The sequence below is a fragment of the Thermomicrobiales bacterium genome, from assembly GCA_037045155.1.
Classification (GTDB): Bacteria; Chloroflexota; Chloroflexia; order Thermomicrobiales; family CFX8; genus JAMLIA01.
Map to the genome: position 1 here is coordinate 321,074 of JBAOIG010000005.1, position 11,352 is coordinate 332,425.

Annotated in this window: 10 protein-coding genes; 2 read left to right on the forward strand and 8 right to left on the reverse strand. The window is 64.8% G+C overall.

The window, feature by feature from the left end; all coding sequences use genetic code 11:
• Positions 1-62 precede the first annotated feature (62 nt).
• From V9F06_11695 to V9F06_11715, 5 genes are all read right to left on the reverse strand, one after another.
• A complete protein-coding gene (locus tag V9F06_11695; GenBank protein MEI2618264.1) occupies positions 63-2,501 on the reverse strand; it encodes a YfhO family protein in 2,439 nt (812 codons plus the stop codon).
• Positions 2,502-2,581: 80 nt separating this feature from the next.
• On the reverse strand, positions 2,582-3,889 hold the full coding sequence (locus tag V9F06_11700; GenBank protein ID MEI2618265.1) for a cellulase family glycosylhydrolase: 1,308 nt from the start codon (positions 3,887-3,889) through the stop codon (positions 2,582-2,584).
• 111 nt (positions 3,890-4,000) lie between these two features.
• A complete protein-coding gene (panB, locus tag V9F06_11705; protein ID MEI2618266.1) occupies positions 4,001-4,864 on the reverse strand; it encodes a 3-methyl-2-oxobutanoate hydroxymethyltransferase in 864 nt (287 codons plus the stop codon).
• On the reverse strand, positions 4,854-5,828 hold the full coding sequence (locus V9F06_11710) for a 2-dehydropantoate 2-reductase (protein MEI2618267.1): 975 nt from the start codon (positions 5,826-5,828) through the stop codon (positions 4,854-4,856). Before V9F06_11710 ends, panB begins: the two co-directional genes overlap by 11 nt.
• Complete coding sequence (locus V9F06_11715) at positions 5,825-7,063, reverse strand: M20 family metallopeptidase (protein ID MEI2618268.1); 1,239 nt, start codon at positions 7,061-7,063, stop codon at positions 5,825-5,827. Before V9F06_11715 ends, V9F06_11710 begins: the two co-directional genes overlap by 4 nt.
• A 139-nt stretch (positions 7,064-7,202) precedes the next feature.
• Here V9F06_11715 and V9F06_11720 point away from each other — a divergent pair, with 139 nt between their 5' ends.
• Complete coding sequence (locus tag V9F06_11720) at positions 7,203-7,733, forward strand: DUF3090 family protein (protein ID MEI2618269.1); 531 nt, start codon at positions 7,203-7,205, stop codon at positions 7,731-7,733.
• Here the strand turns inward: V9F06_11720 and V9F06_11725 are convergent.
• The 3 genes from V9F06_11725 to ggt form a co-directional block, all read right to left on the reverse strand.
• Positions 7,730-8,149: a hypothetical protein gene (locus tag V9F06_11725; GenBank protein ID MEI2618270.1), complete on the reverse strand. Its 420-nt coding sequence runs from the start codon at positions 8,147-8,149 to the stop codon at positions 7,730-7,732. The genes V9F06_11720 and V9F06_11725 overlap by 4 nt on opposite strands.
• A gap of 170 nt (positions 8,150-8,319) precedes the next feature.
• Positions 8,320-8,799 (reverse strand): SRPBCC family protein, encoded by a 480-nt coding sequence (locus tag V9F06_11730; protein MEI2618271.1) that lies wholly within the window; start codon positions 8,797-8,799, stop codon positions 8,320-8,322.
• 6 nt (positions 8,800-8,805) lie between these two features.
• Positions 8,806-10,389 (reverse strand): gamma-glutamyltransferase, encoded by a 1,584-nt coding sequence (gene ggt, locus V9F06_11735; protein ID MEI2618272.1) that lies wholly within the window; start codon positions 10,387-10,389, stop codon positions 8,806-8,808.
• Positions 10,390-10,512: 123 nt separating this feature from the next.
• On the opposite strand from ggt, the gene V9F06_11740 reads away from it, so the two are divergent.
• Positions 10,513-11,301 (forward strand): fumarylacetoacetate hydrolase family protein, encoded by a 789-nt coding sequence (locus V9F06_11740; GenBank protein ID MEI2618273.1) that lies wholly within the window; start codon positions 10,513-10,515, stop codon positions 11,299-11,301.
• Positions 11,302-11,352 lie beyond the last annotated feature (51 nt).

Below are 11,352 nucleotides of genomic sequence, written 5' to 3' on the forward strand. Positions count from 1 at the left end.
CACTGGTTTACTGCAATGGCACCAGCCAATAGAGATCAACCAAATTCCGCGCCGGGAACACCTCACGCACGTTGAGGCGCGCGTCGTCGCCGCAACAGAGGACTGGCGACGGCAAGACCGACGATCGCCAGACCGGAGATGATGGTCAGGATCGTGCCCAGGGTCCGCATGGTAGACCGGTAGGTGAAGACGACGTCGTGCTCGCCGGCCGGCAGCCAGACCGCGCGAAGGGCGTGGTCGGCGCGCTGGACCCGGGCGGGACGGCCATCGACCGTGGCTGTCCAACCGGGATAGTATGTGTCGGCGAGGATGAGGTAACCATCGGCCGGCATCGAGGCGTGGACGACGACACGATCGTTCGTATAGGAGACGATTCGCGCCTGCCCGCCTTCGCCTGGCGCGCCAGGCGCTATGCCTCCTGCGGGCGGGTCGCTGACGACGACGGTGTCGCGAAGCGAGCCTGAGTTCTCGGTCATCCAGGCGAGCGTGGTGTCCGCGGGCCGGAGGACCCATTGTCGGGCCACCCAGGCACGCGGCATCGCGTCGGTGTTCTCATACACCTTCATCCAGCCATCCTGAAACAGCCGGAAGCCGGAGAGGTCGAAGCCTGGGTGGAGCTCATCGAGCGGTCGCGTTGTCATGACATAACGCACGTTCATGAGGTCGAACACCGGCGAACCGAGGTTGCCGGTTCCCAGCTCGAATAGCTCCTGATACTCGCGAGGCCAGAGGACGCTGTAGCCGTCGATGCTCTGGACACCCCAGACGAGCGGGCCGTTGATCCACTGAGAGCCGGCCTGGTCGGGATAGATGCGGAATTGATCTGGCGCAACCTGGCGTTGCAGCTCAAGCAGCTGACGGACGTATGGGTCAGTTGCCGCGGCTGCCCAATCCGGGCCGATGTACCGATCCGGACGCGCCGCGTTCCCGGCATAGACTTTATTCGCGTTGCCTGCGCGAAGGTCAATGGCCACGATCAGCACCAGAAGAGCCGCCAGTATAGTGGCCGGCAGACGCAGGCTGACCCGGGTTCGGACGAGACCATAGGCGACCGCGACAATCAGGATTGCGGCGAGCAGTCCATGCTGGATCAGGCGCAGGCGCTGCTGCCACAACCCGTCGTCGGCAGCGTGGCGACGGAGTGTCGCCAGCACAAGGCCGGCGACGAGGAGCGCACCGCTGGCGAGCAGTAGCCGGCCGAACACCCGAGCGGAACGCACGCCGTCGACGCTGTGACGCTCCTCCAGCGAACGGACACCGAAGGCAGCGAGCAGACCAACGGCGAGCGTCACCAGCGCGATGAAGTTGCCTGGCCGGCGAACATGATCAAAGCCGGGAATGAGATCGTAGACAAGCCGGTATACCGGCCCGAAGCTCCCGAACGCCAGCACGAGACAGATCGCGCCGCCGGCCAGGATGCCGCCGATCAGACGGCGGTTTTGCCGGTTGGCGCGCGCGACACCCAGAACGGCGAGCACGAGCGGGATCAGCCCCAGGTAGATATTCGTCTCGGCCGGGTCGCCTGCCGCCCAATACAACGTCGGGAAGTCGGGCGCAAAGTAGCCGGGGACGACGACGGTCAAAAGCCAGAGCGGGCGAAAGGACGAGCCAGCAGCCTCGGCCCAGCTCAGGCCGGCGCGGGATGTCTCGCCACTGAGCTCCCAGGACGGGAGCAGCTGGATCATCGCCAGTCCGGCGCCGAGCAGGCCGATCGCGACACCAGCGCCAAACGCCCACGCAGACTGCGCTGGATCGTTCCGATACGACAGAAGAGCAGCTGCGATAGCGAGCGCCCCGATGAGATAGCCGGCCTGGAGGATCGTCATCGCGTGTCCCGCAAGGACGAGCATGCCAAACGATGTTGCGCCAGCCGCCACCCAGACGAGGCTCTGGCGTGTGACGGCCCGGTGGTAGGCGAAGAGAACCCACGGAAGCCAGCTGAGAGATGAGAGGGGGGAGAGATGTGGAAGGTGCCAGGCGAAGAATCCCCCGAAGGCGAACGTCAGCGCAGCGACCAGACCGCCCATGCGCGACCCCGTCAGCGAGCGCGCCAGCGCATACCCGCCAAACGCGGCCCAGAGGATGTGCAGCGCAAGCTGGACCTCCATCCTGTAGTAGGGGAGGAAGGCGCTGCGTGTCAGCAGATGCATCGCCACGTTTGGCGGGTAGAAGAGCGCCGTCAGCGGATCGGCAACGATTGGATAGCCGCCGAGGATGTCGGGCGACCACCACGGAGATTTGCCGGCAGCAAGCGTCCGATGGATGAACGCCTGGAACATGTAGTGCTGGTCAATCAGGTCATAGGGGATGAAGTGATCGCGGGCGACGAGGATCGGCCAGAGAAACACTAGCCAGAACAGCGTGAGCAACGCCAGATCGAGCGCTGTCAGCAGGATCGCTCGCGCGGAGGGGAAGCGGCCTGATGCGCGGGACGACGCCGAGCGGCGCGTAGACCCGGCGAGCGTCGTGAAGCGATCTGTGTCACCGGCCTCTGAAATCACGCACACGAGTCTAGCACCGAGATGTAGAGTGGGCGACGGGAACTCCCGTCGCCCACAGAGAGCGGCACTATCGCCCGGGATCAGGGTTTCGGCATGGCGCGGAGTGCGTCATAGGCCGGTCGAGGTGAGAAGTCAGAATTCAGAACCGCCCATGGATACTTCTCATCGCTCGGCTCGGTGACAACCGAGAAGTTCAGGTTCCAGACGAACAGGCCCTTGCACCACTCCGCCCAGTCGGATCGGGCAATCTGGAAGGCGCGGACCAGGTAATCCGCCTGCTGCTGCGCCGTCACATTTGCGCCATATTCATAACCGGGAGCCTGGTTTGCGGTCGTCCAGCCGAACTCGGTGATCCAGCTTGGCCGGGTGTCACCGTGCTCGGTCATCACATCGTGCAGCTGCTGAACGCGACGGAAGTAGAAGCTGGGGTCCTGCGACCACTTCCCGACGCCGGGGTTGTCCGGGTACATCAGGTCTGGGCCGTTATCGGTCGCGTTGGCGTGCATCCCCATGATGTCAAAGAACTCGGTATAGGAGCCGCCCTGATACTCGTAGAACGAGCGCAGATACTGGACGTCGTCGATAGCGATCGAGGGGTCGTTGACGCCTGTCGGAGTGAGCCCGCCGAACACGACGAGGGCCGAGTTATCGGCCGCTTTCACACCCTGGTATGCGCCTTGAAGCAGCTCGGCATAATCCTGGACTCTGACTGTGCCGCCGAACGTGCTGGCGAGGTTCTGCTCGTTCCAGATCTCCCAGGCCTGAACCTTCCCCTTGTAGCGGTCGGCCATGAAGAACATGAAGTTCTGCCAATCGGCCAGGTTCGTAATGAGCCGCTCGCCGCTCGTGTCTCTGGCCCAGTCCGGCGGATTCGAGACGGTGGCGAGGATGTTGATCCCGGCGTCATGGTACTGATTCACGATGTTGTCGATCGCCAGCGGATCCCACCAGTCGGGGCCACGCTGGATGTCGCTCCAGTAGAAATGCAGCCGAACCCAGTTGAATCCCGCGCCCTGAACCATCTCGACGGTCCGAACGTCGTTTTGCTGGCCGGCCTCGTTGCCCCAAGTGAAGACGTTGAAGCCGTAGGCTGCGTCGCCCGAGGCCTGTTGCATCGGCATGGTTGCGGTTGGCGCGGCGCTCGGTGTCGTCGCTGTTGCCTGAGCGACAGGCGATGTCATCGGGGACGCTGCCGCCGTCGGAGCTTGCGTCGGCGCGGTCGTCGCCGTAGTTGGCGATGATGACGTAACCGGCGACGCAGTCGTTGCGGCCGTCGACTCACTGGTTGCAGTTGGCTTGTTGCCACCACCGCCACAGGCCACGACGGCCGGCACAAGCAGCAGTAGCACGACCGCGACGAGCACGGTCTTGCGCAGGCTTTTCGGCATTCGGTGTGAGCCCCCACTCTGATTGGACCAGCCATCGCTCGTCCGGCAATCGCCGGGAGCGGACGCCGGAGTATACCGAAGGGGCACGGCAGGGTGGCGGCTATCCGGGATTCATTCGACCGGCGTCTCGGCCTCGAGGGCGGCAATGACATCGCGGGACATGGCGAAGCCGTGATCCTTTGTCGGGAACTCGCCGGCGCGAACTTCGCTGGCAAAGGCAGCGAACGCGTCGCGCATCGTCTCGGCGAGGTTCGCGTACTTCTTCGCAAAGCGGGGGATGAAGCGATCGAAGGAGCCGAGCAGATCCCCGTTGACCAGCACCTGGCCATCGCAATCGAGACCTGCGCCGATGCCGATGGTTGGGACCCGGAGGCGTGCCGTGATGATCCGGGCGAGCTGGCGTGGGACCGCTTCGACGACGACAGCGTACGCGCCGGCCGCCTCGACCGCCAGAGCGTCGTCGATGACGCCCCGGGCGGCGTCGAGCGAGCGCCCCTGGACTTTGAAGCCGCCGAGCGCGGCCGACGCCTGTGGGGTCAGGCCAATATGAGCCATGACCGGGATACCCGAACGAACGATCGCCTCGATCCGGCTGGCGACCGCCCGACCACCCTCCAGCTTGACGGCGTCTGCGCCGCCCTCCTTCATCAGCCGGCCGGCGTTCTCGACTGCCTGCGCGTCGCTGACCTGGTAGGACATGAACGGCAGATCGGCGACGACATGGACGGTCTCGACACCGCGCATCACGGCGCGGGTGTGGTGGAGCATCTCTTCCATCGTTACCGGGATCGTCGACTGATATCCGAGAACGACCATGCCGAGCGAATCACCGACGAGGATCGACTCCAGCCCGGCAGCCTCGACGGCGCGGGCAGTCGGGTAATCGTAGGCAGTGACCATAACGATCCGATCGCCGCCCTTCATGGCCTGTATGGCGGGGGCGGTGATCTTGTCTCGTGTCGTGTCATTCGTCATCGGATGCGCCTCCCAGCTTCAGCGCTGGCCCCTCACGTCGGACCCCTCGCTCGCGATTGTGGACCAGAGTGGTCAGCAGCCGGTTGACCGGCGTCGGGACGCCGAGCTCGGCCCCGAGCCGGGCGACTGCGCCATTGATCGCATCGACCTCGGTCTGCCGGCCGTACCGGATATCCTGAAGCATTGAGGACGACGCCACGCTGGTATCGCGCATGACTTTGCGGGCGTAGCCAAGCGGGTCGTCCATCCCTGCCGGGACGCCGGCAGCCTGCATGACAGCGACAGTCTCGGCGACGAGCCGCGCAATGATCGGCTGCAGATCCGGATCGTCGAGAAGGTCGCCATTGCGCACTCCGGTGATCGCCGTCAGCGCGTTGATTGCGATGTTGGCGACGAGCTTATTCCAGACGGCGGTGTGGATGTTACTGGAAATCTCGGTGTCGAACCCGGACCGAGTGAGCGCGCGGCGCAGCGGGGCAAGATCGAAGCGCGGCGTTGGTGGTGTGGTCGGATCCCCGATGACGGTGGCGCCTTTGCCCGTATGTCGCAAGCGGCCAGGGCCGAGCACAGCCGAGCCATGGGCCGTCGTGCCAATCAACAATCGCTCGTGGTTGGGTAGCGCCGCGCGCGCGAGATCGAGGTTGCCGAGCCCATTCTGTAACGAGAGGACAAACGTGTCAGTCGGAACCAGGCCGGCAAACGGACGAAGTGCCTTGAGGGTGTCGTAGCTCTTCACTTCGATGAGAAGAAGGTCGACGCCATCGAGCTGCGGCGGTTGGGTCGTCGCCTGAATGCGATAGCGCAGGATGGAGTCGTCCAGCTCGTGGATAACGATGCCATGTCGATTGATGGTGTCGACATGTTCGGCCCAGGTGTCGTAGAGGACAACATTGTGACCGGTGACGGACAACCGCGTCCCGATCAGTCCGCCCATCGCGCCAGCGCCAACGACGACGACCTTCATTCGCTCTGCCCCATCAACTCGAAGAACCGAAGAGCCGCACCAACGTAGCTGCGGGCGTAGCGAACGACATCCTCGAGCGCAACCCACTCGTCGGCCTGATGTGGAACGGTCGTCGAGCCGGGGCCCCAGGTAACCAGTGGGACGCCGGTCGCCGCCCAGAAGATCGTGCCGTCGGTCGAGCCGGGGACGCCGCCAAACGGTGGGATCTTGCCAGTGTCAGCTTCGTGAGCAGCACTGACCGCGGCAACGATCGGCTCGTCGGGGTCGGTCTCGGTGGCGGGACGGTCGTCCTGAACCTTGACCGTCACCCTGACGTCCGGCACACGGCCGGCGGCGGCGGTGACTCGCTGGGTAACCAGCTCGCGGATCTCGGAGTGGTCGTTCTCGGCGGTTGTGCGGATATCAAGGATGAGCTCGGCGCGGGCAGGGATGACGTTACCCTGCGCTTGCTCGCCGGCCAACGCGACGGTCGGAGTCAGCGAGAAGCGGCCGAGCAAGGCATGAGTCGGGCTGGCCGCGCGGACTTCTGCCTCAACACGCCTGCACTCGACGATGACCTCGCCGAGCGCCGAAATCGGGTTGATACCCTGCTCCGGCATACAGCCGTGGGCCATCCGCCCCTGGAGGCTGACCTTCATCCGAATAGCGCCCTTCTGGGCGATGCAGAGACGATCACCCTCTGGCTCGCACACGATCGCGGCAGCGACACCCTCCAGTTCGCCATCAGCAACAAAGCCCTTCGCGCCGAGCATCATGCCTTCCTCGTCGGCGAGGATCGCCAGCCGGACGACCCCGGCATAATCACACCCGGCCAGCTGAAGCGCCCGGGCTGCGTAGAGCATCGCAACGAGGCCGCCCTTCATGTCGCACGCTCCGCGACCGTAGAGCCGGCCATCACGGATCTCGGCGGCGAAGGGGTCGACGGACCAGGCGGATAGATCTCCCGCGGTGACGACATCGGTATGGCCTTCGAAGACGAGGATCGGCCCGGGGTCCCGGCCATCTAGATCGACGACGATGTTGGGCCGTCCCGGCGCAACCTCGCGTCGCCGATAGCGCATCCCCCACTCGTCGAGCAGGCCGGCAACAAGGTCAACCGCTGCGCGTTCATTCCCGTCTGGCCGACCAGGGTCATAAACACTCTGGACACGGACGAGCGCAGCAAGCGTCCCGACCAGTGCATCCGCGTCGACGAACCGCTGGGCGGCGTCGATCCGCGACTCAAGGCTGGGCATCACGCGGCTCCGGTCGCGGGGACACAGCATCGATCCTCTCGTCCATATCGACAACGCGCGGTATGGTAGCACGGCTCCTGCGAGTACACTGGAGCACGATAATACGCGCCAGACGAGCCACAGTGGGCGGTGAGATAGCTTGGCAGATCAACGATTCGATTTTGACGATGTCCAGCGCGCCGAAGCAGAGGCGATCGGAACGCCCGGTCATCGGACATTCCGGATGATCTTCAGTGAGGGTGGCGACACCGTCGTGCTCTGGCTGGAGAAGCAGCAGCTTCAGGCGCTCGGGATGGCGTTCGATCAGATGATCGCACAACTCCGGTCGGCCGGGGTCGCGGCCGCTCGGGTCAGCGATGTCGAGCCGTCGCCAACCGGGCCAGTGCCGCCAGGAATCGCTGAATATCACGTGGGCCGACTGGCTGTCGGGTTCGACGAGGATCACGGCCGGGTCACGGTGTTTGCTCACGATATCGAGGCCGATGAGGACGACCCACCTGCGGTCGTCGTGCGGCTCGAGCTACAACGGGCGCGGACGCTCGCGATCCAGATCGAGCGAGCTGTCGCTGGTGGCCGGCCAACCTGCCCCCGCTGCGGCGCGCCGATCGGGCCAGACGGACACGTCTGCCCGCACGATAACGGCCATTTCCCCCACTTGCTGCGCGACTAGCCGGCGGCGCGCAGCCGAGTTCGCGCTACACCGACAATCGGGTTTGCGAACAGGTAGGCAAGCAGCACATACGGCCACATATAGCCATTCCAGACCTGCCAACCAACGAGAATCTCATGAACCGGGCGGTGCTGGAGCAGCAGGCTGCCGCCCCACTCGAAGATCAGCGCCGAGACGAGCCAGAGAGCCCCGGCATGAATCAGGTCGCGCTGATTGTGGTCTGGGCCGGATCGTTGAAGCAGCCAGGCAAGCACGAAGATGTAGATAATCCGCGTCGTCATGCCGATCTGGTGGGCGCGTAACTCACCCCAGATTGGTTCGTAGACCAACCCCATCAACACGAAGTAGTTAACTCCTGAAATCAGAATCTCAACCAGCCAGACGCGGAACGCGACCGCCAGGAACGGACGATTCATAGGAGCCTCCCCTGGCTTCGATGCGACCGGGGCGATTCATCAACCACATCGTGACTTGGGCGGAATATCGAATGTGTCGAGATCACCGTCCTGGACGTCGCGGTTGCGTGTCAAATCGCAGCCAGAGGACACGGAGCAGCTTGCGCCAGTCCCCCCGCTCTCAGGACGCGTCAGCGACGCGCGCCGTCGTCGACCCCGGGAACGAAGAGCTCATGGGCGGCGCGGTCGGATTCGGCAAGTAGCGTGATCATCGCCAGGGTGCGAGTCACGAGATCGTCGAGGACATAGCGCGTGATCAGACGATCACGCGTGGGCAAGCGCGTGTGATAGTCCGTGACGAGGCGGACGCGAGTGCGCCGCTGGGGAAGTCGCTCGAACTTCCAGTCGGCGCGGAGCCCGCGAGCGAAGCCGTCGATATGGTCAACATGGACTCGCGGGCCGGAGGGATCGATCTCAAGCCGACAAACCCAGGCAAGCGGGATGCCGCTCCGCGACACCCGGACACGGGCGACTCGCACATCGGCGTCTTCCCAGAGGACATCGGCAGCGAGGACGTGAGGGAAGAGATCAGGCCACTTCTCGACCCCTGCGACGAGCTGGTAGATTGCGGTCAGGTCACCGTTGATCTCGGCTTCGTAGAAGCGCCGCACGCGCCGTCACCAACCAGCGGCGATGCCGTCGGCGCGAGGATCCGATGCGCCGCCGAGAACGCCTCGTCCGCGGTCGATCAAGATGCAATGCGCGTGACCCATCGCCGAGTCCCATTCCTCGCCGACGACGACGCTGTGGCCGCGCGCGCGGAGATCTTCGATTGCGCGAGCGCCGATCCGCGGCTCGACCCGGACCCAGCGCGACCGGTCGGCGTCCGCTCCGGAGACCCAGCGTGGGGTTTCGATGACGGTCTGTGGCTCGAGGCCAAAGTCGACCATGCCGAGCAGCATCTGGAGCTGAACCTGCGCCTGAGCGTCGGCCCCCATTGTGCCGAAGACCCAGGCCGGCTCACCATGACGCATCAGCATCGCCGGGATGAGCGTGTGATACGGACGCTTGCCGGGCTGCAGGCTGTTGAGATGGCCGGGGTCCATCGAAAAGCCTCGGCCCCGATTGTGGAACAACACGCCGGCGCCCTGCGCGACTATGCCTGAGCCGAAGTTGTTGTAGACCGACTGGATCAACGAGACGGCCATGCCGTCACGATCGACTGCGCACAGATAGATCGTGTCGCCGTCCTCGTAACCTCCAGAAGCGGCACTCGTCCGATCCATATCGATCGCATCGCGCATCTTCGCGGCGACGGACTTGTCCAGAAACTGCTCGACCTCGGGGTTAGCCATGCGCGGATCGGCGACGAACCGGTCACGTTGGGCAAACGCCTGGAGCTTCGTCTCGACCCAGGCATGGATACCTGCGCCCGTGGTGTGACCCAGCTTCGTGGTCGGCAACCCCTCGACAATGTTGGCCATCAGAAGCACAGTCGGGCCCTGCGTATTCGGCGGCAGCTCGACCAGGTCATAGCCGTGGTAGGAGGTCGAGATTGGATCGACCCACTCCGGCTCGAACGCGGCGAGATCGTCGAGCGTCATCGGCGACCCGGCCTGTTGGAGCGTCGCGATCATGTCATCTGCGGCTTCGCCCTCGTAGAAGGCGCGGGCCCCCTCGATCCCGATCCGCTCGAGCGTCCGCGCAAGCGCGGGCTGTCGCATGATGTCGCCGGGTCGGTTGGCCGAGCCGCCGAAGACAGCGCGCGTGCCGGGGTGACCAGACACGATGGCGCGCAGGCGAAAGAGTGCCTCGACATAATTCCGTGGCATCGGGACGCCGTCGCGCGCGTAGCGAACGGCTGGTTCGAGGACGCGGTCGAGCGACCGAGCGCCGAAGCGCTGCTGGAGCGCGGCCCAGCCGGCCACCGTACCGGGGACGGTGACGGTCAGGCCCCCGCGTTCGGGAATCGCGTCGAAGCCTCGCTCGAGCAGATAGTCAATACTCAGGCCGGCCGGGGCAGGGCCGGATGAGTTGAGCCCATAGAGCTTCCGCTCGCCGGGGTGCCAGACTATGGCAAACAGGTCGCCGCCGGCGTGACACTGGTGCGGGTAGACGACATTCAGCACGGCGTTCGCCGCGATTGCCGCATCGACGGCGTTGCCGCCCTCCTGGAGAATCCGCAGGCCGGCCTGGCTCGCCAGATAATGCGGAGAAGCAACTACTCCGTTCGTCGCCCACGTCGTCGGCCGTCCGGTCATTGAAGCCCCTCCCAATCACCACGTCACTGCTCGATTCTGCCGAAGCGATGCTAACGGAGACGGGGCACGGAGGCAACCGGGGAGGATAATGGCATAGACGCGGGACGTGGGACAGAAAGGCTGATGATGACGATCGAATACGACGATGCCGCGAAGGCGCTGGAACAGGCATGGGAGACCCGAGCGTTGATCCAGCCGCTAAGCCGGAGCGCGGGAATGGCGACGATCGACGAGGCGTACGCGATCCAGAGCGCCTGGAGCACGCTGCGGGAGCGCAATGGTGAGCGGGTGCTTGGCCGAAAGATCGGGTTGACGAGCAAGGCGATGCAGGAGCAGGCCGGGTTCGACCGGCCCGACTTCGGCCGGCTGTGGGAATCACGGTTCTTTGTCGCGACCGGAGGACGGGTCGAGATGCCGGCCGCGCTGTTCCTCCAGCCTCGCATAGAGGGGGAGATCGCCTTCCTGCTCCACTCACCGCTGGCCGGCGCGGTCACGATCGAGGAGGTGTTAGCAGCTACGGAGTCGGTGACCGCGTCGTTCGAGATCGTCGATAGCCGCTTCGAACGGCGCGACTTTCGGGTGATCGACACGATTGCCGACAACGCCTCCTTTGGCGCATTCACGCTAGGGCCATGGGGAAGAGAGTTGCTGGGTGAGGATCTTCGTCGCGTGTCGATGATTCTGGAGCAGAACGGGGAGGTCGTCGTCGAAGGAACCGGCGCCGATAGCCTCGGGCACCCGGCAAACGCAGTCGCCTGGCTGGCCGAGACGCTGGCAAGCTACGGGGTCGCGCTACAACCGGGGGAGGTCGTGCTCTCAGGGTCACTCGGCCGAGCGATTCCGGCGAAACAAGGAGACGTATTCACGCTTCGGATGACGGGGCAACAACCATTGGAGGTCGCGTTCATCTGAACGCACGGCGCCAGTGACTCGCAGTCATTGCCGGGCTATACTGACCCCTTG

What these genes read in the sequence shown, in the direction of transcription:
- panB (MEI2618266.1), bottom strand. Translation starts at nt 4,864, where the DNA reads ATGACGAATGACACGACACGAGACAAGATCACCGCCCCCGCCATACAG.
- ggt (MEI2618272.1), bottom strand. Translation starts at nt 10,389, where the DNA reads ATGACCGGACGGCCGACGACGTGGGCGACGAACGGAGTAGTTGCTTCT.
- V9F06_11725 (MEI2618270.1), bottom strand. Translation starts at nt 8,149, where the DNA reads ATGAATCGTCCGTTCCTGGCGGTCGCGTTCCGCGTCTGGCTGGTTGAG.
- V9F06_11740 (MEI2618273.1), top strand. Translation starts at nt 10,513, where the DNA reads ATGATGACGATCGAATACGACGATGCCGCGAAGGCGCTGGAACAGGCA.
- V9F06_11710 (MEI2618267.1), bottom strand. Translation starts at nt 5,828, where the DNA reads ATGAAGGTCGTCGTCGTTGGCGCTGGCGCGATGGGCGGACTGATCGGG.
- V9F06_11715 (MEI2618268.1), bottom strand. Translation starts at nt 7,063, where the DNA reads ATGCCCAGCCTTGAGTCGCGGATCGACGCCGCCCAGCGGTTCGTCGAC.
- V9F06_11700 (MEI2618265.1), bottom strand. Translation starts at nt 3,889, where the DNA reads ATGCCGAAAAGCCTGCGCAAGACCGTGCTCGTCGCGGTCGTGCTACTG.